This is a genomic window from Allobacillus saliphilus (assembly GCF_018138385.1).
GTDB classification, from domain to species: Bacteria; Bacillota; Bacilli; order Bacillales; family Alkalibacillaceae; genus Allobacillus; species Allobacillus saliphilus.
Map to the genome: position 1 here is coordinate 99,307 of NZ_JAGSIE010000003.1, position 23,705 is coordinate 123,011.

Annotated in this window: 25 protein-coding genes; 23 read left to right on the forward strand and 2 right to left on the reverse strand. The window is 39.6% G+C overall.

Going from position 1 to position 23,705, the window contains the following annotated elements; translation table 11 throughout:
- The first annotated feature begins 11 nt into the window (after positions 1 to 11).
- From KC820_RS00790 to KC820_RS00835, 10 genes are all read left to right on the forward strand, one after another.
- Positions 12 to 437, forward strand: a complete 426-nt coding sequence (locus KC820_RS00790) for a TIGR03826 family flagellar region protein (RefSeq protein WP_212367213.1) — start codon at positions 12 to 14, stop codon at positions 435 to 437.
- A 77-nt stretch (positions 438 to 514) separates the two neighbouring features.
- Positions 515 to 781 (forward strand): flagellar biosynthesis anti-sigma factor FlgM, encoded by a 267-nt coding sequence (gene flgM, locus KC820_RS00795; RefSeq protein ID WP_212367217.1) that lies wholly within the window; start codon positions 515 to 517, stop codon positions 779 to 781.
- A gap of 23 nt (positions 782 to 804) precedes the next feature.
- Entirely contained in the window at positions 805 to 1,299 is a 495-nt protein-coding gene (locus KC820_RS00800; RefSeq protein ID WP_212367224.1) for a flagellar protein FlgN, read from the forward strand.
- 25 nt (positions 1,300 to 1,324) lie between these two features.
- A complete protein-coding gene (gene flgK / locus KC820_RS00805) occupies positions 1,325 to 2,779 on the forward strand; it encodes a flagellar hook-associated protein FlgK (RefSeq protein ID WP_212367225.1) in 1,455 nt (484 codons plus the stop codon).
- Between the two features lie 6 nt (positions 2,780 to 2,785).
- A complete protein-coding gene (flgL, locus tag KC820_RS00810) occupies positions 2,786 to 3,673 on the forward strand; it encodes a flagellar hook-associated protein FlgL (protein WP_212367226.1) in 888 nt (295 codons plus the stop codon).
- 66 nt (positions 3,674 to 3,739) lie between these two features.
- Complete coding sequence (locus tag KC820_RS00815) at positions 3,740 to 4,294, forward strand: DUF6470 family protein (protein ID WP_212367228.1); 555 nt, start codon at positions 3,740 to 3,742, stop codon at positions 4,292 to 4,294.
- 14 nt (positions 4,295 to 4,308) lie between these two features.
- Positions 4,309 to 4,749, forward strand: a complete 441-nt coding sequence (fliW, locus tag KC820_RS00820) for a flagellar assembly protein FliW (protein WP_212367230.1) — start codon at positions 4,309 to 4,311, stop codon at positions 4,747 to 4,749.
- A 1-nt stretch (position 4,750) separates the two neighbouring features.
- Complete coding sequence (gene csrA / locus KC820_RS00825) at positions 4,751 to 4,975, forward strand: carbon storage regulator CsrA (protein WP_212367232.1); 225 nt, start codon at positions 4,751 to 4,753, stop codon at positions 4,973 to 4,975.
- A 123-nt stretch (positions 4,976 to 5,098) separates the two neighbouring features.
- Entirely contained in the window at positions 5,099 to 6,280 is a 1,182-nt protein-coding gene (locus KC820_RS00830; RefSeq protein WP_212367234.1) for a flagellin N-terminal helical domain-containing protein, read from the forward strand.
- 115 nt (positions 6,281 to 6,395) lie between these two features.
- On the forward strand, positions 6,396 to 7,046 hold the full coding sequence (locus KC820_RS00835; RefSeq protein WP_212367236.1) for a phospholipase D-like domain-containing protein: 651 nt from the start codon (positions 6,396 to 6,398) through the stop codon (positions 7,044 to 7,046).
- 73 nt (positions 7,047 to 7,119) lie between these two features.
- Here KC820_RS00835 and KC820_RS00840 read toward each other — a convergent pair whose 3' ends face one another.
- Complete coding sequence (locus tag KC820_RS00840; RefSeq protein WP_212367238.1) at positions 7,120 to 8,382, reverse strand: cytochrome P450; 1,263 nt, start codon at positions 8,380 to 8,382, stop codon at positions 7,120 to 7,122.
- A gap of 138 nt (positions 8,383 to 8,520) precedes the next feature.
- On the opposite strand from KC820_RS00840, the gene flaG reads away from it, so the two are divergent.
- From flaG to KC820_RS00865, 5 genes are all read left to right on the forward strand, one after another.
- The gene (flaG, locus tag KC820_RS00845; protein WP_212367239.1) at positions 8,521 to 8,871 is read left to right on the forward strand and encodes a flagellar protein FlaG; all 351 of its coding nucleotides are present in this window, start codon (positions 8,521 to 8,523) and stop codon (positions 8,869 to 8,871) included.
- Between the two features lie 12 nt (positions 8,872 to 8,883).
- Positions 8,884 to 10,389, forward strand: a complete 1,506-nt coding sequence (locus KC820_RS00850; RefSeq protein ID WP_212367241.1) for a flagellar hook-associated protein 2 — start codon at positions 8,884 to 8,886, stop codon at positions 10,387 to 10,389.
- Positions 10,390 to 10,409: 20 nt separating this feature from the next.
- Positions 10,410 to 10,808, forward strand: a complete 399-nt coding sequence (gene fliS / locus KC820_RS00855) for a flagellar export chaperone FliS (protein ID WP_212367243.1) — start codon at positions 10,410 to 10,412, stop codon at positions 10,806 to 10,808.
- On the forward strand, positions 10,801 to 11,163 hold the full coding sequence (fliT, locus tag KC820_RS00860; protein ID WP_212367245.1) for a flagellar protein FliT: 363 nt from the start codon (positions 10,801 to 10,803) through the stop codon (positions 11,161 to 11,163). Before fliS ends, fliT begins: the two co-directional genes overlap by 8 nt.
- Positions 11,164 to 11,228: 65 nt before the next feature.
- On the forward strand, positions 11,229 to 11,798 hold the full coding sequence (locus KC820_RS00865) for a GNAT family N-acetyltransferase (protein ID WP_212367301.1): 570 nt from the start codon (positions 11,229 to 11,231) through the stop codon (positions 11,796 to 11,798).
- Between the two features lie 91 nt (positions 11,799 to 11,889).
- Here KC820_RS00865 and KC820_RS00870 read toward each other — a convergent pair whose 3' ends face one another.
- Entirely contained in the window at positions 11,890 to 12,729 is an 840-nt protein-coding gene (locus KC820_RS00870) for a DUF2268 domain-containing putative Zn-dependent protease (RefSeq protein ID WP_212367247.1), read from the reverse strand.
- A gap of 174 nt (positions 12,730 to 12,903) precedes the next feature.
- Between KC820_RS00870 and KC820_RS00875 the strand changes: the two genes are divergently transcribed.
- The 8 genes from KC820_RS00875 to KC820_RS00910 all read left to right on the forward strand — a co-directional run bounded on the left by KC820_RS00875 (position 12,904) and on the right by KC820_RS00910 (position 23,631).
- Complete coding sequence (locus tag KC820_RS00875) at positions 12,904 to 13,680, forward strand: phosphotransferase (RefSeq protein ID WP_212367249.1); 777 nt, start codon at positions 12,904 to 12,906, stop codon at positions 13,678 to 13,680.
- A 143-nt stretch (positions 13,681 to 13,823) separates the two neighbouring features.
- Entirely contained in the window at positions 13,824 to 14,405 is a 582-nt protein-coding gene (gene hpf / locus KC820_RS00880) for a ribosome hibernation-promoting factor, HPF/YfiA family (protein ID WP_212367251.1), read from the forward strand.
- A gap of 901 nt (positions 14,406 to 15,306) precedes the next feature.
- On the forward strand, positions 15,307 to 17,814 hold the full coding sequence (gene secA, locus KC820_RS00885; RefSeq protein WP_212367253.1) for a preprotein translocase subunit SecA: 2,508 nt from the start codon (positions 15,307 to 15,309) through the stop codon (positions 17,812 to 17,814).
- A gap of 505 nt (positions 17,815 to 18,319) precedes the next feature.
- Positions 18,320 to 19,421, forward strand: a protein-coding gene (gene prfB, locus KC820_RS00890) for a peptide chain release factor 2 (protein ID WP_212367255.1) whose coding sequence is annotated in 2 segments (ribosomal slippage) — positions 18,320 to 18,391 and positions 18,393 to 19,421 — 1,101 coding nt in all. Because the reading frame shifts where the segments join, the coding sequence is not laid out codon by codon here.
- Between the two features lie 54 nt (positions 19,422 to 19,475).
- Complete coding sequence (gene cccB / locus KC820_RS00895) at positions 19,476 to 19,808, forward strand: cytochrome c551 (protein WP_144087950.1); 333 nt, start codon at positions 19,476 to 19,478, stop codon at positions 19,806 to 19,808.
- A gap of 667 nt (positions 19,809 to 20,475) precedes the next feature.
- Entirely contained in the window at positions 20,476 to 21,162 is a 687-nt protein-coding gene (gene ftsE, locus KC820_RS00900) for a cell division ATP-binding protein FtsE (RefSeq protein WP_212367258.1), read from the forward strand.
- The gene (ftsX, locus tag KC820_RS00905) at positions 21,152 to 22,045 is read left to right on the forward strand and encodes a permease-like cell division protein FtsX (protein ID WP_212367260.1); all 894 of its coding nucleotides are present in this window, start codon (positions 21,152 to 21,154) and stop codon (positions 22,043 to 22,045) included. The genes ftsE and ftsX overlap by 11 nt, the downstream gene beginning before the upstream one ends.
- Positions 22,046 to 22,119: 74 nt before the next feature.
- Entirely contained in the window at positions 22,120 to 23,631 is a 1,512-nt protein-coding gene (locus tag KC820_RS00910) for a murein hydrolase activator EnvC family protein (protein WP_212367262.1), read from the forward strand.
- Positions 23,632 to 23,705: the final 74 nt, after the last annotated feature.

A 23,705-nucleotide genomic window follows, 5' to 3' on the forward strand; every position in this document is an offset into this window, starting at 1 on the left:
GATGATGAAAAATGGGCGAATTGGCGAACTGTCCAATGTGTGGTGAGCTCTTTTTGAAAGGAATGTTAACGGTTTGTCGAAGCTGTTATGAAAAAGAAGAAGAACAGTTTGAAACCGTCTATAAATATATCCGGAAGAAGAAAAACCGCACCGCAACAGTCGATGAAGTAGCTGAAGCGACAGGTGTTAAAGAATCGTTAATCCGAAAATGGGTCAAGGAACGTCGCATTCACCGAGCAGATTTTCCGAATCTAACCTATTCGTGCGAGCGTTGCGATGAACAGATTCAAGAAGGAAAGCTTTGTGACTCTTGTAAAAATGAACTTTATCAAGACCTGCAAGCAAGCGAAGAACCAACGATTGCTGACAAGGTTAAAGAAGAAAAAAAGAGCGATATCTATTATAATGTAACGAAAGACCGATCGTGGCGGTCGTAATTAAAATTAAACTAATTCCGAAACATACCGATATAAAAGAGTAGAGAAACGTCGTAAATCGTGAAAGGGTGAGCCGGATGAAAATTAATCCATTGAACAATCCAAAAATCAATGCCTATAAACCACAAGTACAGCAACAGCAACAACAGATGCAGTCCAAAAACCAATCCACTGACCAAGTTCAAATTTCAGAAGAAGCAAAACAGCTTCAACAATCCAATCCGATTGTCGAAGCACGACAAGAAAAAGTCGAGAATTTGAAACAAGAAGTCCAAAAAGGAACCTATCAGCTAGATCCGAAACAAACCGCTGAAAAAATGGTTGAATTTTGGAACGGTCGTTAAACCGTCTGAAGGAGGACAATCCGTTGTCTATTGAAAATCAAGTACAATTGCTAGAAAAAACATATCAACTGCATCAGAGCTTGCTAGAGATTTCGAAGCGGAAAGAGCAGCTCATTAAAGACAATGACATCGATGGCATGCGTCAAGTGCTCATGGACGAACGGAAGCATGTCAAAGCCATCCAGCAATTGGAAGAGAAACGTGTGGTTGAGACAAGTGAATGGTTCCAAACGTATGCACCGGAAGCGGAAGAGCAAACCATTCAACAAGTGATCAATCATTTACAAAACAACGAAGAAAAAGAACAGCTTCAAGCCATCTATGAAAACTTCATCTATGTGCTTGCTGATTTAAAAAATCAAGAACAATTGAACCGGGAGCTGATGGAACAATCGCTTCAGTTCGTCGAGTTATCGCTCGATTTGTTAAAGCCAAACCATGAGAAAAATATGAATTATGATAAAAAGCAAGTACAACAAAACAAAGCGAGTCAATCGGTTTTTGATTCGAAAGCTTAACGAATGAAAGTGAGGTTCGCTCATTATGCGATCAACTTTTTTTGGACTAGAAACAGCTCGACGTGCACTTTTTACACAACAAAGTGCACTACATACAACTTCTCATAACGTCGCGAATGCGAATACGGAAGGATACTCACGGCAACGCGTCAATTTTGAGGCGGAAACCCCATGGCCTGCAGGCGGCATGAATCGTCCAGAGCTCCCTGGTCAAATGGGAACCGGTGTTAAAGCGGGTGATATTACACGAATCCGTGATAGCTTTTTAGATTTGCAATTTCGTAATGAAAATTCCAAGGCAGGTTATTGGGAATCAAAAGCTGAAGCACTACGCCGCATGGAAGACGTCATGAACGAACCGAGTGATGAAGGCTTATCGAAAGTGATGAACCAATTTTGGTCATCGTTACAAGATGTAGCGACAAACCCAGAAGATGAAGGCGCACGGAAAGTCGCGGCACAGCGAGCGGTTGCTGTTGCGGATACAATCAATTATTTACATAACACTTTAAGTGGCGTCCAAGGTGAGATTGACTATCAACTCGAAACCGAAGTCGACGAAGTGAATAGTTTGCTTCGTCAAATCAATGATTTAAACCAACAAATCGGCGAGGTCGAGCCACATGGTTATTTACCAAATGATTTGTATGATCAGCGTGATGTATTAATTGACCGCTTATCCGAAAAGCTCGATATCGAAGTCGGAACAGAGCCAAGTGGTGGTAATGCAAAAGATATTGCGATGGGGAAAACAACCATTTCGTTTACACTCGCTGATGGTACAAAGCAGACACTCATTGGTAAAGATGGTGAGTTGAACGGATTATCTGTCAATGATGGTAATTTCTCTGTCGGGACGATGGATGAGGACGGAAAAGTAGCTGCAGGAACAGCATTTGAATTAACAGCTGTCGGTTCTTTACGTGGATTGAAGGAATCAAGTGAATTTTACGGCGAACAACTGACCAATTTAGATAAAATGGCTAATGCATTTAAAGAAGCGTTTAACACGCAACACGCTCAAGGAACGGATTTGAACGGTGATGCAGGCGGTGAATTTTTCACTGGAAATGGCGCGGCTGACTTAGCTGTATCCGATGCAATTTTGAATGATGTAAATAAAATTGCGGCTTCACTTGATGGCTTTGCCGGTAATGGAGACAATGCGATTGAACTTGCAAAAGTGAAGGACCAACCGATTGCAGGTTTAGACGATCGCTCGGTTCAAGAATTTTATGAAGGAATGGTCGGTGAGCTCGGTGTTCAAGCACAAGAAGCGAACCGCTTGAAAAATAATAGTGAAGTACTGAAGAATTCAGTGAACGCAAATCGTCAATCTGTCAGTGGTGTTTCACTGGATGAAGAAATGTCGAATTTGATTCAATTCCAGCATGCATACAATGCAGCAGCAAGAAGTATGACGGTCGTCGATGAAATGCTCGACCGAATCATAAACCAAATGGGAATTGTCGGGAGGTAATGAATAATGCGGATTACACAATCTATGATCAGTCAAAACATGCTGAAAAACATTAGTAATAGCTATTCACAGATTGATAAGTATATGGATCAATTGTCGACTGGCAAAAAGATTAATCGCCCTTCCGACGATCCAGTCGTTGCGATGCGTGGAGTGAGCCATCGCGATAGCTTAGGAAAAATTGAACAATATGAACGAAATATCGCTGAAGTGAATAACTGGATGGATAATTCAGATGATGCATTGAATGAAGCGGGACAAGCCCTTCATCGTGTACGTGAATTGATCATTCAAGCGAGCAATGACACGTATGAGGAGAATCAGCGGAATAATATCAGTAAAGAAGTCGACCAGCTCAAACAGCATTTAGTCGATATCGCCAACACGAAAGTGAACAATAAATACATTTTCAATGGTACAGATACGACAAATGCTCGTTTTGACCAAGATGGACAACTGTTTAATGCGGCCGAACCAAACAACAATGATGTCGATATCGAACTGGCAGATGGCATCAAAGTGCGAGCGAACGTAAACCCAGCAAACGCATTTCCGGCTGATTTATTTGCGAAGCTGGATGATGTCGTTGCTGAATTGGAAAATCCAAATGCGAGCAACGCGACCATTGAAGGGTTCATTGAAGATATTGATGGCTTTACACAAAGCCTGACAAATGAACGCGCTGACTTAGGTGCACGCATGAACCGAGTGGAATTGATGGAGAACCGAATCGCACAGCAACGTGTCGCGACAACTGACTTAATGTCTTCGAATGAAGATGCCGATATGGAAAAAGTCATTATGAATTTGGTCCAAGCGGAAAGTGTCCACCGTGCGGCACTTGGCGCAGGTTCACGAGTGATCCAACCAACATTACTTGATTTCTTACGTTAATAGATTACTGGATAAGCTATCTGTGTTTGATGCAGATAGCTTTCTTTCACGAGAGGAGGAGAAGCGATGCAATTTCCACGATTAAGTATTCAGTCACAACCTGCACTACTCGGCATGAACGCCCAGCCTGCTTCGCAACAAATGCAGCAACCAAAAGCCGACATGCAAATCCAACAACCAAAAGCAGACCTGTCGATCACACAGCGACCAGGCAAACTATTGATCGACCAGTCACAAGCATGGGCTGACATGGGAAAATTCGGAGCTTTAGAGGCAACGAAAAAAGCAGCTAATCAAGGAAAACAGGCAGTCATGGAAGCGATTAGTCAAAAAGCGAATGAAGGCAACCAACTCATGAAAATTGAAAACGGCGGTAACATCATCGCTTCTCTTTCGAAACAACAAACGATGTCAGATGTGAAACCCGCAGCACTCGACTGGATTCCATCACATTTTTCCGTAAAAACGAGCTATACACCAGCTGAAGTGGAGATCTCAGTACAAGCAAGAGAACCAATGATCAATGCAACACCACAAAAAGTGGTTCACGAATACCAACCGGGGAACCTAGACATTTATGTTAGACAACCAGCAGACCTGCAAATCGAGTTCGAAGCATAGAAAGGATGATAGAGATGAAGATTCAAACGAATTACTTTGGCGAGATAACAATTGATGAAACGAAAGTGATCAACTTTGTAAACGGCCTACCAGGCTTTCCGGATGAAAAAGAATTTGTCATTGTCGATCTAGAAGGCAATCCCGCATTCCAAGTGTTGCAATCAATCAAAAACGAAAATCTAGCATTCGTAATTACTGACCCATTTTTAATCTATAAAAATTATCAATTCGACTTGAAAGATTCAGTCGTAGAACAACTAGAGATCGAGTCTGAAAAAGACGTGTTGATCCGCTCGACCTTAACCGTACATAAACCATTCGACCAATCGACGATTAACTTAAAAGCACCACTAATTATTAATCAAACAAAGAAACAAGCAAAGCAGATTGTATTGGACGATGATACCTACACAACAAAACACCCAATCCAAGCCGTCAAGCAAGGAGGGGAATAAGATGCTCGTACTCACACGGAAAACAGGCGAATCCATTCAAATTGGCGATGACATCACTATCAAAGTTGTAGCCGTCGAAGGTGATCAAATCAAACTCGGCATCGATGCTCCTAAAAACGTGGATATCTACCGGTCAGAAATCTATCAACAAATCATTGAAGCCAACCAGCAAGCATCCCTCAATGAGGAAACAAAAGATTTCATTAAAAATCTTAAAAAAGAGTAAACAAACTAAAAGATCCACCGATATATCTAGTAGAAGATGAAACAAACGTCGGCCGACGAACGTTTCGTTTTACTTAGCCGCCACAAGGACGTGGCGAAACACAATTCAAGGAGGAAATTATTTATGCGTATTAATCACAACATTGCTGCGTTGAACACACACAACCAGCTAACAAACAACAGCAACAACATCCAAAAATCTTTGGAAAAACTATCTTCAGGACTTCGTATCAACCGTGCAGGTGACGATGCTGCAGGTCTAGCAATCTCTGAAAAAATGCGTGGTCAGATCCGTGGTTTGGAAATGGCATCTAAAAACGCTCAGGATGGAATTTCATTGATTCAAACTGCTGAAGGTGCTTTGAATGAGTCCCACTCTATTTTACAACGTATGAGAGAATTAGCTGTTCAGTCTGCAAACGATACTAACACTAACGAAGATAGAGCTGAGCTACAAAAAGAAGTGGATCAGCTTGCAGAAGAATTGAGTAGAATTGCAAATAATACTGAATTCAACACACAAACACTGCTTAATGGAGAGCTAGATACTAGTGTAACAGGAACTATTACAAATGCAGATGAAGTTGGTTCATTAGAAGTAGTTAGCCTTGGTAACAACATTGAAGATGCAGACTCAGTATCTTTAACGCAAACTGTTAACTACGAAGCTGAAGAAAATACAGGGCAAGCAGATGGAGCTTTTAAAGATATATCTATAGAGGTTACTTCTGATGGTAATAGTCAAACTGTACAATTTTCTAAACAAGATTTAGAAGAGGGGACTTTCTCTAAAGAGGTAACAGTTGACGGAGCAACTTTCTCTGTTAATCTCGCAGATGGTGAGGCTTTAGCAGCTTCAACAGGTAATGGAACAGGTACTAAATCCAGTGCAGATTCTTTAACTGTTGATGATAATTCTGTCGCCTTTCACATTGGGGCTAATGCTGGACAAAGTATTAAATTAGCTATTGGTGACATGACTGCAAGCAACTTAGGTGTTGATACCTTAAGTATTACTACTCAGAGTGGTGCTAATACTGCTATTGATACTTTAGATAAAGCAATTGCAGACGTATCTACGGAGCGATCCGCATTGGGTGCATATCAAAACCGTCTCGAACACACAATCAACAACTTAGGTGCTTCTGCTGAAAACCTAACAGCTGCTGAATCTCGTATCCGTGACGTTGACATGGCTGCTGAGATGATGGAGTTCACAAAGAACAACATTCTTTCTCAAGCTTCTCAAGCGATGTTAGCTCAAGCGAACCAACAGCCACAAGGGGTACTTCAGTTACTTCAGTAACATCCAAAAAGTAAGTAAAGTATATAAGCCTAATCCAAATATTTTATTGGGTTAGGTTTTACTTTTGGACATTGAAATATTGACCAGACAGAAATATCTTGGGGGAGAAAGTAGAATGGGAATAGCATTATTATTTAAAAATAATTTAGCCGGACTAAGTCCCTATTATCGTGCACTAAATGACTTAGTTTCTTTTTCAGGAGAAAAACTTATTTTAAGCAGTGGATATACTAGTGTTCAAGATAATACGCTATTTAATAATATAAATAGAGGCTTTCGTAACGAGCATAACTCAGAACTGATAACAATAGCAGGAAACTTTAAGCCATATTGCAGTTGTACAAAATCAAGTAACCAGGGTTGTCATTTTGACAAATATGGAGACTTTATTTTGTCCCTTAATTTTCAATGTTTAAGCAATCAAAAGAGATTTTTGATTGATAGATATGGAAATTGGCATGCTAAAATAAGTATGAAAATACGTAACAATTTTCCAATTGCTATGGTTATTGGAAGTACTAACTTAAGTCGTACTGCTTTAGGCTTAATTCCAGGACGCGGAAGTCATGAAGCGGATGTTTTAATATGGAGAGATAGCTATTGTAGTTTTACTAATTCTTTTTCTGATTTAAAAGAGGGTGATTACTGGAGATTTTCACCTTATTACCAAGGTCAGGAAGAAGAGCTTTTAACGAATCAATATAAATATTTACAAGACTATATAAATAATAACCAAAAACACACTAACGCTTTAGAGTTATATTGATTATTAATGTCATATTGGAGATTTAATTTACAGTAGCACCCAATAGCTTATATAGCTTTTGGGTGCTCTTACACTATATTTTCATTCTTACATTCTTCATAACAACCTTGCTCTTCGGCCTACTCGGTGGATGAACCATACTATAACTTAAATCCTGAGGTGGAACTTCAAAATCAATCTTCTCCACAAAATAATGCAAGAAAATCTGCATCATTCTTATCGTAATCCATTCACCTGCACAACGGTGGCCACCGAGGTAATCTCCTCCACCTTGTGGGACAAAGTTAAACGGACTACCATCCCAATCCTTAAATCGATCAGGTGTAAACAAATCAGGATTATTCCATATTTTCAAATCGTTATTTGTTCCATGAAAGTCAAAGATTACTTGATCATTTTCTTTGAATGCATGACCTCGGTAAACAAAGTCTTCTTTCACACGAGCGACATTAAACGGAAAGAATGGATAAAAGCGGCGAACTTCTTGAATAAATCGTTTATAAGCATCTCGGTCATCATGCGCTCGTAATTTCTCGACTTCTTTTGGATGATGAATTACCGCATGAGCAGTAAACGCCACATAGATCGATATGGCAACCATCGGGCGAATGATGTTCAATAGATCATCAGTAACCGCATCTAAATCTTCCAATTTACCTTCCAAGTCTCTATGCCAAGCAATTACATGTAAAGCCGTTTTCTCAGGCGGATGAATTTCTTTTTCACGGGTTTTCATAATCAAATCTTTAGCCCAGTTTTCCAGTTGAATTCTCGAATTTCGTCCTTTGAACTGTTTCAATCCAACCGTTGCAGGCGATTCAAACAAATCAGCTGTCTTAGGTGCGAGATTTCTGATTTCATGCTGTTCAAGTGGAATTCCAGCCCAATCACAAGCAATCTGGAAAATCATCTCTACCGCTTCATCATATAATTGAATGCTTTTTTTCTTTTCCCATTTCTCAATGTATTGATCTAAGTATGTTTCAATCGTTTGGTCCAATACTTGCAGACGTTCTTCGGACATTAAGCTCATGAGCATTTCTTTTCTGTGACGATGTTGTGCTCCATCTAACCCTTGCACACCATGTTCGCCAAGCAGCGTCTTTTGAATTCTTTTCGGTGCTGCTCCCTCTCGCTTAAAATAATCCGTATTGTAAAATAGTTCCGCAGCTTCTTCGCCACTCATGAAAACCGTTTTTTCACCGAGTATTCGTGACTCAAAAAAGTCCGATTGAAAGGCTTTTTTCCTATTTGGAATATATTGATAGCCTTCTCGGAGAACATCTTTCGTATGGTCTAAACCAACTTCACGTGGAATGCTTGATCTTCTAGTCATGTTAACACCTCGTTTTTTTAATGCTTCTATTCCATTTATACCCTGAAAGCAGTAGTTCAAACGATACCTACCCTAAAAGCTAAACATTCAACGCAATAATCCGATATAATAAAAAAGAATAGTAGAGGAGCAAATAGGATGAAATTGGACACATTACTCAAAAGTTCTCCTATTTTGCGGCAACCGGCATCAACTCATGAATCGGTAAAGGTCAAGCAACCAGAACATCCGGACATGCAGCAAACAATAAAAGAAGAATCAGTTTCAAAAGAAGAAGCGGCAGAGCTTGTCAAAGGATTGAATGATTTTGTCGAACCGATGCACACATCGATTAAGTTTGAACTTCATGACAAGCTAGACCGTTATTATGTATCTGTTATTGATAAAAATACCGATGAAGTCATCAAAGAGATTCCGCCGAAAAAAATGCTTGATATGTATGCGGCGATGGCAGAATTTATGGGCTTTATCGTGGATGAGAAAGTGTAGGAAGGTGTTTATATGATTAACAATACCATGCGTGTCAGTGGGCTAGCGTCCGGAATGGATACGGATCAGATCATTGCGGATTTGATGAAAGCTGAACGTATTCCAATGACTAAGATGCAGCAGGATCAGGAATGGCTGACGTGGCAGCGTGATGCTTATCGTGAAACGAATTCTAAACTGTCTGAGTTTAAAAATATGTTCAGGGATTTAAAGTTTTCTGATGCTTACCAGTCGAAGCTAGTTACGACATCAGCAATCGGTGTAACTGCGTCAGCAACAAGTGCAGCTAAAGAAGGCACACACTCGATTTCTGTCAGTCAGTTGGCTTCGAAGGCGATGCGGGTTTCAGAGACAGGTATTTCAGGAGATGGAGAAAAAATTGATCCAAAAGAAGCTTTATCCGCACGCTTTTCAGATCTATCTGGGAAAACGTTTACCTTTCAGACATATAATGAGGACGGACCCGTCCCGCATGAGATCACGATAAATGAAGATGATTCCTTAAATGATGTCTTCAAAAAAATTAATGAAGCATCTGACGGAGCTGTACGAGCTTACTATGATGCAAACTCTGATAAAGTTTTCATGGAACGCACAGCTTCGGGTGATTTCAATCCAGATGGAGCAGAGATCACATTCGGAGATGGCGATGCGGGTTCATTTTTTACGAATACCCTAAAACTCACTGGAGAAGAATTCGGTGGAGAAGACGCTGTATTCACCTATAACAATGTTGAGTTAACGTCTAAAGAAAACTCATACACACTCGACGGAGTCACTTACCAATTTAATCAAACAGTCGACAACGCAGTCCTCAATGTACGGACAGATACACAAAAAACTTTTGACAAAATCACTGAGTTTGTCGAAAAATACAATGAATTAATTGAATTCACATCCGAAAAAACGAGCGAGAAGCGGCATCGTGATTTTCCTCCATTAACTGAAGAACAAAAGGACGATATGACTGAACGAGAAATTGAACTTTGGGAGGAAAAAGCGAAAAGTGGTTTGCTTCGAAGTGACAATATCATTCAAAGTGGCATGACGGGAATGCGTACTGCTTTCTATTCGGATGTACAGAATGAAAATGGTGCGTTTAATCGCTTAGCGGATATTGGAATCACAACGTCCACTAACTATCGGGATAACGGAAAGTTAGTGATTGACGAAGACAAACTTCGAGGAGCGATTGAAAACAATTCGGAAGACGTTAGAAGATTATTTTCAAATTCTGCAGATGATGATTCACGTGGGTTAGTCAACCGCGTCGAAGATAATCTCGACAATATGATCTCTCGAATCACGGACAAAGCCGGAAACGAAAATCGTACCGAGCAGACATACACGATGGGTCGTGAGTTGCTTGGCATTGAAGAGCGAATTACTGATTTTGAACGACGATTGGCTCAAGTCGAGAATCGTTATTACAAACAATTTACTGCGATGGAAACGGCCATCCAACGTATGAACCAGCAATCTGCCCAGTTGATGAACCAATTAAACGGTGGCCAATAATAACCAGTAGGAGTGTTATCATGAATTACCAACAACCACACCAAGCCTACCAACAAAATTCCATACAGACTGCCAGCCCAGGTGAGCTGACGATGATGCTTTATAATGGCTGCTTGAAGTTCATTCGGCTTGCCAAAAAGGGCATTGAAAACGAAAATATTGAGCAAAAAAACGTCAATATTCAAAAAGCCCAGAACATCATTAATGAATTGATGGTTACATTGAATCCTGAGGTGGAAATCTCCAATCAAATGCGTCCGTTGTATGATTATATGAACCGTCAATTGATTCAGGCGAACATTAAAAATGATGTGGAGATTTTATCAGAAGTAGAGGGCTTGGTCAGTGAGTTTCGCGATACGTGGAAAGAAGTATTGAAGCTAAATAAACAACAAAAGCAGGTTCCTGTGAATGGATAATAAACTCAGTCAGCTTAAGAGTATACTAGAGGGAACGATTGAAAAAGTTGAAAAGTTAGCAGCTGAGCATGACCACGAGGCATTTATTGAGGTGATTGAGGCGAGTGCTGATGAGCGAGAAGAGTTGTTAAACGGATTGAACCCTTCTAATGAAGAGAGGGAAGCCAATCAAGCGATGATTAGTGAAGTACTCGAGCTTGATCAACAACTCAACCGCATGGTGAATCAATACTTTGATAGCTTTAAAAGAGAAATCATTTTACTAAAGAAAAAGAAAGATACGAACATGAAATATACTAATCCATACAGTAAGATGAAGAGTCCTGATGGAGCTTTCTTGGACAAACGGAAATAATGAGACAACGACGTAGCATTCATGAGATGGATGCTACTTTTTTACTATACAAAGGGGATGAAGAAGTGAACATCGAAACAATTTTTCAGGATTTACCGACATTAGAAACCGAACGACTGATTTTACGTAAAATTACCTACCACGATGTAGAAGCAATCTTCGCATACGGCTCAAAAGAGGAAGTCTCACAAACTGTCACATGGGATGCACATCGAACCATAGAAGATTCGAAAGCATTCGTGGATTTTGTGTTGAATCAATATCGTAAGGGGCAAATTGCTCCATGGGGAATCGAACACAAAGAAAGCGGGGCATTTATTGGCACAATTGATTTTGTTTCCTGGCAACCGCAACATAGAACGGCCGAGATTGGATATGTCTTATCACCTGATTATTGGGGTAAAGGACTGGCCACAGAAGCAGCAACTAAACTCATCCGATTCGGCTTTGAACAAATGGACTTGATCCGCATCCAAGCCAAATGCTTTGCGAACAACAGGGGTTCTGAACGAGTGATGCAAAAAGTTGGAATGACTTATGAAGGAACGCTTCGGAAAAGAATGTATATTAAAGGAGCCCATCAGGATTTGAAAATGTATTCTATTTTGAAAGAAGAGTACTTCCAAGAGGCTTAGTAGTTGTATTTCTAAAGCAGGCGATTAGGCCTGCTTTAATTAAAAATGGATGCAATAATAATTTACTTATTTAATCATCCCTATATAACATCTATGCTTCAACTAATGGATATATTTTATGCAACCAATTGGGTAGTTCACTCACTTTTACTGAAGCGATTTCTTCAAATGTGTATCCTTCAACAAATAAAGCTTTCACAATCTCCCATCCAACATAATAGGCTTCTCGTTCGGTGTTTGTCGACCCCGTTCCCATAGTAAATTTATAAACCGTTTCAGACGAATCGTCATTCAAATAAGGTCGTATTCCATGGATCATTTCACTCTTTTTAACACGACAAGAGGCAAGCCAACCTTCCTCGTGCTCAATATAAACCCGATCTTCTTTTCCGGGTACCAGCTTTTTACTTACATGAGTGGCTAAACCTTCCTGAATGATTATGGAAGCAATGGTTCTCTGCCAATCAGCATTCATGTTGGCGCTCTTTATATGAACGACATGCGTAAGTTCATGGCATAGAGTTATATCAGAATTACCATTTTCAATCGGCAGGCATAAGGCTAGTCGCTCATCATCATAAGGAGCAACAAACGCATTATTTTCAAATGCGCCGACAAAGTAAATTATCACAATCTTGATTGGATCCTCACAGCCTAATAAGGATTTAATTTCGGATAAATAGTCTGCAACTTTCTGATGTTCTGGTTCCCAATTTTTTATGTAATCAAATCTTTCTTCATATTGATCCCACGCATGCTCCAGTAATTCTTTTGCAAGTGTCTGTCCGTCTGGACCAGGAGGGATTGCTGCAAAATTATAATGCTCTTTCCATAAATTCCACCGTTCCTCTTTGGTGCATTTCTGCTTAGTCGCTTTTTCATAAAAAGTTATGAATTTAGGAATAAAACTTTTTACTTCGATTTGATCCATATGAGTGTTTGCCTCCTTAATTACTAACATAATAGTTAGAATTTTTAGTATAATAAGTGTAATATCAATGGATGTAATTCGTCAATTTGATGAAAAGGAGATTAACGAATGAAACTCGGGAAAATGATTGGTGAAGGTGGTAATTCCAAAGTATTTGAGTAGGGCAAAGATCAAGTGATCAAGCTAGCTAAACCGAATACTGGGGAAGCCGAATTACAACGAGAATACAAAAATACATTAGCAGTTTGGGAACTAGGTTTGCCGGTTCCTCAGCCATTTGGTGTGCTTTATGTTGGTAAACGACCAGGACTTGTTGTTGAACGAATTCATGGTATGTCACCGAAAGAACGGTTATTCCATGAATTGCTTCAACAGGATGAAGGCCAACTCCGTTTACCGACAAATGACATCAAAGAGACGGCGCGCATGCTCAGTCAAATCCACCAACATACGCACACTGCATTACCTTCACAAAGAGACTATATAGCAAGAAATATTTTGTCTGTCGATTACCTAACAAACGAAGAAAAGCAAACGATTTTATCAATGATGGATGCCATTCCGATAAAACAACAAATTTGTCACGGTGACCCGAATCCAAATAATATTATTGTAAGCAACAGACGGCATTTTTTCATTGACTGGAACGATACGACAATCGGTAATCCTGAAGCGGATATCGCGGAATACATTGTGATGATGAGGCATGCTATTCTGCCACCTGAAACTCCTTCAAAAATCATTCACTTATTCAATCAGATGCGAGAAGGAATCATACAAGTTTTCGTAAAAGAATACATGCTTCATTCCAACATCATCTGGGACGAAATAGAACCTTGGCTAGTTATAATCGCAGCAAGAAAATTACATGCGGATGCTATCTTAGAGGAGGAGAAAAAACTTCTCGTAAAAGAAATCAGAAAGAAGTTAAAAGACCCTGAGCCTCAATAGCCCAGTATACCCTTTATTTCCCGGGAAATTTGTCGAAATCATGAATCTTAGCCATAAAGAATAAAATAAAAGTCGAGTTTATGGAGGATTATGTGCGGGTAAGGTAGAATAATATATACATACGACTAAAAGGAGGCATGCTTATGTTTAAGTATAATATCCGTGGTGAAAATATCGAGGTGACCGATGCGATTCGTGATTACGTCGAGAAGAAAATCGGAAAATTGGAACGTTATTTCGATCAGACGCCTACTTCCGAAGTACATGTCAATCTAAGTGTTCATAATGATGGTCAAAGAATTGAAGTGACGATCCCGATGACAGACTTGGTTCTCCGTGCTGAAGAGGCACATAATGATTTATACGCTGCAATTGATTTAGTCGTAGATAAATTGGAAAGACAAATTCGTAAGTACAAAACAAAAGTAAATCGTAAGTTCCGTCAAAAAGGCGCTGCGAAATACGTATTTGCTGAAATGGAAAGAGAAGCAAACGCCAATGGTGGTATACTGTTGGATGAAGAAGAATCTGAATTAGACAGTGAAGTTGATATCGTACGTGTGAAACGGTTTGATTTAAAACCGATGGATTCTGAAGAAGCGGCACTGCAAATGGATATGTTAGGACATAATTTTTACGTGTTCGAAAGTGCTGAAACCGGAGAAACGAACGTTGTTTACAAACGTAAAGATGGAAGCTATGGCTTGATTGAGCCAAATGCTTAATGGCATTACATCAAATAGCCTTGGTCTGATTGCTGGACTAAGGCTATTTTTATTTTCTCATATATTATAGTGATTGTTGATTGGCTCATATCTTTTCGAATTGGGAACATATTTTTTAACATAGGGGGCATATATCGAAAAATTGGTCACATAATTACCAATTTAGGGAGCATATCATTTCGATTTGGGCTCATATCCTTTTAATTAAGGAGCATATCTGCGAAGACAAGACTCGTTTTCCGCGGTGAATCTGCGGACATTATGCAATACATAAAAGCATAAATTATCTACTCAAAAAATATTTTTAAAAAACTTTCATTTTGTAGATAAATCATTTTTCCAATCGATTTCTGCTCACTTATCGTACAATCCAGACAAAAAGGGTCTCAAAACCCTGCCATACGTGCATTTTAGCGATTTTTCTTCCTTATAAACCTGTGATATAACTAAGACATGCAAGATCATTAAGGGGGGAATACGAGATGTGCAATATGAAACCTTGCCCCAGTTGTTCACGTCTCGAGATAGAACTTAAACAACAGAACGAGATCATTGTGCAATTAATGCGAATTGTCGCAGCGTCTAATGAAAAAATATCCGTTATCGAAGACCATCTGAGTGTTTATACCTCCACAACGAACGCTCCAGAAATCCTTCAACCGAAATCCTACTCCTTCCTCAATTCCAAATAACAACCCGCTTAATGATCTTGTAATGGTTGACTACTGCCCCAGTCAACCATTTTTTCTTAATTGAGGGGAAATTCATCTACAACATACTTGTCGATTTTTAGCCGACAATGTGGGAGAGTCACACGGATGAGGATTGTTGTCATGGTTGTTTCATTAGTGTTATCATGAATGGTGTGTAAGTGTAAATTTAATCTTGGGGTTGAGGATAAATGAAACAGTTATTGACGAAAGTATTTGGTGATGGAAATAGTCGCCAGTTGAAAAAACTAGAAAAAGTTGCGGATCAAATAGAAGAACTTGAGCCACAGATGCAGCAGCTTTCTGATTATGCATTACAAGAAAAAACAGATGAGTTTAAAAAACGTTATCAAGATGGCGAGTCATTAGATAATTTATTACCGGAAGCGTATGCGGTTGTGCGTGAAGCTTCGAAACGTGTGCTAGGCATGCGTCCGTTCTACGTCCAGTTGCTTGGTGCAATTGCCCTACATCATGGGGATATTGCGGAAATGAAAACGGGTGAAGGGAAAACATTGGCCTCAACGATGCCGGCATACTTAAATGCGATTACCGGAAAAGGCGTTCATATTATTACGGTGAACGATTATCTTGCCGATCGTGACTCAACTGAAATGGGTGAGCTCTATAATTGGCTTGGTCTAACAGTTGGTTTAAATACGAATGATTTATCGAAAGACGAAAAGCGCGAAGCTTACGCAAAAGATATTACGTATGGTACGAATAATGAATTCGGGTTTGATTACCTACGCGATAACATGGTGTTATATAAAGAAAAAATGGTTCAGCGTCCGCTTCATTTCGCGATCATTGACGAGGTAGACTCCATTTTAATTGATGAAGCACGTACACCATTAATTATTTCTGGGTCTCAAAGAAAGTCTCAGTCCAATTACTTACAAGCAGATCAGTTTGCTTCGACATTAAAAAATGAAGAAGACTATACGTATGATGAAAAAACGCGAAATGTGCAGCTGACAGAACAAGGAATCACAAAAGCTGAACAATATTTCAATATCGAAAATCTTTATAATTTAAATAATGTCGCGTTGACGCATCATATTAATCAAGCGTTAAAAGCGCATGTTGTTATGCGTAAAGATACTGATTATGTCGTTGAGGAAAACGAAGTCGTCATCGTCGATCAATTTACAGGTCGTTTGATGAAGGGCCGTCGCTATAGTGATGGACTACACCAGGCAATCGAAGCGAAAGAAGGCTTGCCGATTCAGAAGGAAAGTATGACACTTGCGACGATTACTTTCCAGAACTTTTTCCGGATGTATGAAAAGATATCGGGTATGACAGGTACAGCCAAAACGGAAGAAGAGGAATTTCGTAATATTTACAATATGCAGGTCGTTTCTATTCCAACGAATGAACCGATCCGCCGGGATGACCGCGCAGATTTGATTTATAAAACCGTTGATGGAAAATATCAAGCGCTCGTTCGGGAAGTGAAGGAGCGTCACGAAAAAGGACAACCAATTTTGATTGGTACAGTCGCTGTCGAGACGTCTGAGTTAATCTCAAATTTCTTGAAAAAAATGGGCGTTAAACATAATATTTTGAACGCGAAGAACCACTTTAAAGAAGCAGAGATTATTTTAGAAGCAGGCCAAAAAGGTGCCGTTACGATTGCGACGAACATGGCCGGCCGTGGTACAGACATTAAATTAGGCGACGGTGTAAAAGAACTAGGCGGATTAGCTGTTATCGGTACGGAGCGACACGAATCACGCCGGATTGATAACCAGCTTCGTGGACGTTCTGGTCGTCAAGGAGACCCGGGTGTCTCTCAGTTCTACCTTTCCATGGAAGATGAATTGATGCGTCGTTTCGGTTCGGACAACATGAAAGCGATGATGGACCGATTTGGCTTAGAAGAAGATCAGCCGATTGAAAGTAAAATGGTATCCCGTGCAGTGGAATCTGCTCAGAAACGTGTTGAAGGAAACAACTTTGACGCACGTAAACAGTTACTTGCGTATGATGATGTTATGCGCCAACAGCGTGATATTATTTATGAACAGCGTAAAGATGTTCTTGAATCCGACAGCTTGCGTGAAATTATCGAAGGTATGATTCGTTCAACAGTCGAACGGAATGTACTTGCATACACTCAAGATGAAGACGATGAAAACTGGGATTTAGAAGCATTGGCAGAATTTTTACAGGCGAATGTGTTGAACCAAGATGAAGTTTCCGTTGATGATTTGAAAGGGAAAGAACCGGAAGAAATCATTGAATGGGTCATTGGTAAAACACAAGAGAAATACGATGCTCGTGAAGAAGAATTGACCGAGGATCAAATGCGTGAATTTGAAAAAGTCATCCTACTGCGTACGGTTGACAGCAAATGGATGGACCATATTGACCAAATGGACCAACTGCGCCAAGGAATTCATTTGCGTGCATACGGTCAAAACGATCCATTGCAAGAGTATCAAATGGAAGGCTTCTCGATGTTTGAAGAGATGATTGCATCCATCGAACAAGAAGTCGCTAAGTACGCAATGAAGGCACAAATTCGAGAAAACTTACAGCGTCAAGCCGTCGCGACAGGTACTGAGGCGATTGCCGGCGGACGTCAACAACAGAAAAAGCGTCAGCCGATTGTGAAGAAAAAAGAAGTCGGGCGAAATGAACCATGTCCATGCGGAAGCGGAAGAAAATATAAGCATTGTCATGGCAAATAATAAAATGTTAAAAGGTCGAAAAGCTGATTTCCCAGCTTTTCAACCTTTTTTATTGGATTGGTCACTGATGTCATTAGTTAAGGATCATATTTTTTCATTTTGGTTACAAAAATCTTTGAAAAGGTCGCATATATCTGTAATTTGGTACCATAAGTCTTCCAGTTGGGCACATATCTGGATTTATTGGTCTCATATAAAACTGAATTGGGCACATACCATTTTGAATATTCAAGCCAAGGTTGATATTTTTAAAAAAGTCGCATATAAGCCAAAAACAGTTACATTTTACCGCCTAACCTGCATAAAAACTAAAAAACAGGTTGCGTATCGAACGCATTAGGTCACATGAATTCAGCGCTTGGTCGTAAAAAACTCCAGACGGGTGGCATTATTACAATAAAATTGACCGGAAAAAAATCCACTTGCAACGAATTGTTCAATTTTAGTTTTGTTTAATCGTGTTATAATACGGGTATATGGAAACAATAACTGAAGAGGTGAAGGTATGGATTTAACAGAAATCAAACAGAAAATTGACAAAATGAGTGAGACATTAGAAAACTTTAGGAGGTCACTTTGACTTACCTGAAAAGCGTAAACGAATTGATGAGCTAGAAGTTCAGATGACTGAACCGGGTTTTTGGGATGATCAAGACAATGCTCAGCAAGTAATCGATGAAATGAATGGACTCAAACAGACCGTTCAAGAAGTGGACAAGCTTTCAGAAGAACTTGAAAACCTTGACGTTTCTTATGAACTGGTCAAAGAAGAAGATGACAAAGAGCTTTTTGATGATTTACATGAAAGCATTCAACAATTATCGAAGGAACTCGACAGCTTCGAACTTGAAATTTTATTGAGTGAGCCTTACGATAAGAATAACGCGATATTGGAAATTCATTCGGGTGCTGGCGGAACTGAATCCCAAGATTGGGCGGCAATGCTCCTCCGGATGTATACGCGATATGCTGAGAAACAAGGCTTTAAAGTTGAAACAATGGATTACTTACCTGGAGATGAGGCAGGCGTTAAAAGTGTCACGATCCTCATCAAAGGTCACAATGCTTACGGTTACTTGAAAGCAGAGAAAGGCGTTCATCGACTTGTGCGAATCTCGCCATTTGACTCGTCAGGCAGACGACACACTTCATTCGCATCGTGTGAAGTCGTACCAGAATTTACAGGAGATGTTGAAGTAGAAGTGAAGTCAGAAGATTTACGTATTGATACGTACCGTTCAAGTGGTGCAGGTGGACAGCACGTCAACACATCCGATTCAGCTGTTCGCATTACGCATGAGCCGACAGGAACAGTTGTTACGTGCCAGTCGGAGCGTTCTCAAATTAAGAACCGTGAACAAGCGATGAAAATGTTGAAGTCAAAATTATATCAACTCGAAATTGAGAAAAAACAACAAGAAATGGATGAAATTCGAGGGGAACAAAAAGAAATCGGCTGGGGTAGCCAGATCCGTTCTTATGTGTTCCATCCATACAACATGGTGAAAGACCACCGTACAAACCTCGAAAACGGCAACACACAAGCCGTAATGGATGGAGAATTAGATTCATTTATCGATGCCTATTTACGTTCAAAAGTTGATTAACTTTTGGACGTTTAGGGAAACATAGAAACAAACATAATGAGGAGGTCAACAATCATGAAGAAAAAATTACTCACAGCAATCTTTGGTGGAATGCTTGTCTTAGCTGCATGTGGCGGCGGAGATGACGGCGGAAACGGCGGTGGAGAAGAGTCAGCATCTGGCGGTGGCGACACTGGCCAAGGTGAAGAGCTTTACCAGCAAAACTGTGCATCTTGCCACGGCGGTGACCTATCCGGTGGAGCAGGTCCAGCTCTTGAAGGTGTAGGTGATAGCTACGACGCAAGTGAAATCGTAGACATCATTCAAAATGGTAAAGGCTCAATGCCAGCACAGAACGTTGAAGAAGGCGACGCACAAGAAATCGCTGATTGGTTAGTACAACAGTAAATGGAATGAATGATGTATTGAACGAGCTATCTCATCTGAATGGATGAGATAGCTTTTTTTGTGAATAAACTTAGAAACGAGCAAGAAGTAAGACAACTCGAGGGATGTTCAGTGTTAATCCCACTAGCTTCCGTGTTAAATTAACCGCCTTCAGTGTTAAATCGAGAAACTTCAGTGTTAATTATGCAATCTTCAGTGTTGAACAGCTCACCTTCAGTGTTAATCCCCAAGGCTTCAGTGTTAACGAGTCATTCTTCAGTGTAAGTCAGTACCCCATCATCTCTTCTACACTTATTCTATTTAAATTATTCCATTTGTCCTATCGGAACTCTATGTTTAGGTAATATGAACGACTTAGTCAGAGGTAATCGAAGTAAAGAAACCTAGAATTCGGTCGATATACATCGAAAGGGGTTGATCGATCCGTCAAAACACGACGAAGTTCCTAGTAAACCAAGTTACACTCTAAACTTTGAAATGAAATTGTAATATAAAAATCGGTAAATTTTCTGCCGAATGATGTTATAATAGGTTTTAAATTAAATAGTTAGTTGATTGTTCACATACATATCAACCTATCAATCTACTAGATTTCCTATAAATACAGAAAAAACATATAGAATCGACAGCTAACGAAAAAACATCTTAGGGGGATCGTTTACTTATTATGATCGAGATGAAAAATGTTCATAAAGAATATAGCAACGGTGTAATCGCCGTTGATGATTTATCCGTAAATATCGATGCAGGGGAATTCGTTTATATTGTGGGTGCAAGTGGTGCAGGAAAAAGTTCATTTATTAAAATGATGTACCGCGAAGAGTTAGCCACAAAAGGCGATGTATTGATTGAAGGTAAGAACGTGACTGATATGAAACAAAAAGAAGTTCCTTTCTTACGACGAAATATCGGTGTCATTTTCCAAGACTTTAAATTACTTCCTCGTTTGACGGCGTTCGAAAACGTCGCATTTGCCTTGGAAGTTATTGAAGAAAGTCCGAAGAAAATCAACAAGCGTGTACTCGAAGTTTTGGAAATGGTTGGTTTGAAATCGAAAGCGAGATTCCTACCGAACCAGTTATCAGGTGGGGAACAACAGAGAGTTGCGATTGCACGAGCAATTGTCAATAATCCAAAGGTTGTCATCGCGGACGAGCCGACAGGAAACTTAGACCCGGAAACTTCATGGGAAATCATGCAAATCTTTGAGGAGATCAATACAAGAGGAACGACGATCGTTATGGCCACTCACAGTCAGGAAATTGTAAACAAACTTAGAAAAAGAGTCATCGCTATGGAAAACGGTCAAATAGTGAGAGACGAGCATCGAGGGGAATACGGTTATGAAGCTTAGTACGATGAGAAGACACGTGCGAGAAGGCACGAAAAATATAGTGAGAAACAGTTGGATGACGGTAGCGTCAGTTGGTGCGGTAACAACAACATTAGTGTTGGTCGGGATTTTCCTTGCATTAATGTTTAACCTTAATCAACTCGCTGAAAACATTGAAAATGAAGCTCAAATGAAAGTATATGTAGAAAGAACTGCTGAAGACCAAGACATTCAAGCGTTGGAAAAGCAGATCAATGAAATCTCAGAGATTAGTGAGATGGAATTTTCATCAAAAGAAGAAGAACTTGAAGGGCTCATTTCCGATATGGGTGAATCGGGGGATCAATGGGAGCTATTTGAACAATTTAACCCATTGAATGACGCCTTTAATATAAAAACATATGAACCAGAGCAATTGGCAGGCGTAGCCAGTCAAATTGAACAAATGGATAACGTAGAAGAAGTCAATTATATGAAAGATGTTGTTGACAGGTTGATAGCTTTCAATGACATTGCAAGATGGATCGGAATCATCTTCATCGGCGCATTATTATTGACGGCGATCTTCCTTATTTCCAATACGATTAAAATGACGATTATCGCACGTCAGACTGAAATTGGCATTATGAAACTCGTTGGAGCGAAAAACAGCTTTATCCGCTGGCCATTTTTCGTAGAAGGTGCATTGATGGGTGTACTTGGATCAATTATTCCGATTGCTGTTGTAGCTGGTGGATATTTCTATCTCTATAATCAGTTTGCGAATAAGATTCCAATTCCGTTCTTTGAATTATTACCAGCGAATCCATTTATTTGGCAAATCTCAGGAATATTACTTGGAATTGGCGTTGTAATTGGTATTTGGGGAAGCGTAATGAGCGTTCGTAAGTTTTTACGTGTATAAAGACGCAAACATCGCTAGAGAGAAACAGCAAGCAAATCTACTAATCTATTGAGGATTTGAAAGGGGAACAAAAGTTGAAGAAAAACACGGTGAAACTATTCTTAGCAGCAATTTTGTTCGTAGGAATTTTTCAGCTATCAACAGTAACAGATGTCAGTGCGAAGAGTATCAGTGATTTGCAGAAAGAAAAAAGCCAAGTGAATGAGCAACATAAAGATGTTAAAAGTGATTTGGATAAAGCAAAAGATCGCCTGAATGAAATTAAACAAAAACAAAAAAATACCCAAAACGAAATCAATAAATTAGATGAAAAAGCATCGAACACACAAAGTCAGATTGACAAGAAAATCAACGAACTGAAAGAGAAAGAAAATCAAATTAATACAAAACAGAGTGAAATTGATAAGTTAAATGGAGAAATCAATGAGCTCGAAACAAAAATTAGCGAGCTTCAAGCAGAAATTAAGCAATTAAAAGAAGAAATTGAACAACTGAAAGCAGAAATTAAAGAGCAAGAAGCGAGCATTGAAAAACGTGAAGACTTATTGAAAAACCGTCTACGAAGCATACAGAAAAACGGCGGAGACATCCAATACTTAGAAGTGATTTTAGGATCGAAGAACTTTGGTGACTTTATTAACCGAACTGTCGCTGTTAATAAAATCATGGAACAAGACAATCAGATTTTAGAAACACATATCCAAGAGAAAAAAGACTTGGAAAACAATAAAAAACAAGTCGAAAAGAATAAAACAAAAGTAGAAGAAAATAAAGTGCAAGTTGAAAAAGATAAAGAGACTGTCACAGCACAACGTGATAAAGTCGCTTCAGAAAAGAAACAGTTAGAATCTCAAAAAGCTTCTTTAGCTGCTGAGAAAACGAAGCTAGACAACTTGTTTGTTCAGTTAGAAGACCAATTAGGCATGAAAGACACACAAATGGCGAAATTGGACAAACAAGAAGAAGAAGCACATAATCACCAAATGAGTTTAGCTGAAAAAGAAGAAAATCTTCGCAGCCAAAAAGCTGCTTTTGACAAGCTGATCGCTCAACAGAAAGAAGAAGAACGAAGAAAGAAAGAGGAACAACAAAGCAACTCTAATAAACCAAATTCATCAGGATCGTCGAATAGCGGTTCTGGAAGTGGAGACACTCAGATTGAACAAACATCATCTTCCAGTGGTTTCATTCGACCATCAGCAGGTTATCTATCCTCAGGATTCGGTCACAGAAGCTGTAGTGGATGTTCGTCATTCCACCCAGGCGTTGACTTAGCACAAGGTGGCATAGTACCAATCAAGGCCGCTGCTTCAGGGATTGTAAGTCGTTCGTATTATTCCAACAGTTATGGACATGTTGTATTCATTTCTCACATCATTAACGGGCAAAAATATACAACTGTTTATGCGCATATGAGAAACAGAGCTGTGTCAACTGGGCAGACGGTAAGTCAAGGCCAATACCTAGGAAATATGGGGAACACCGGTCAATCATTCGGTCAGCATTTACACTTTGAAATTCACCGCGGTGGATGGAATGCTTCTAAGAGTAATGCAGTAAACCCAGCTAATTTCGGAATCAGATAAGTAATTTCTCATTTACGGATGAGTAGACGTATAGTACGATAAAAGCATTACACAGTTTGTGTGATGCTTTTATC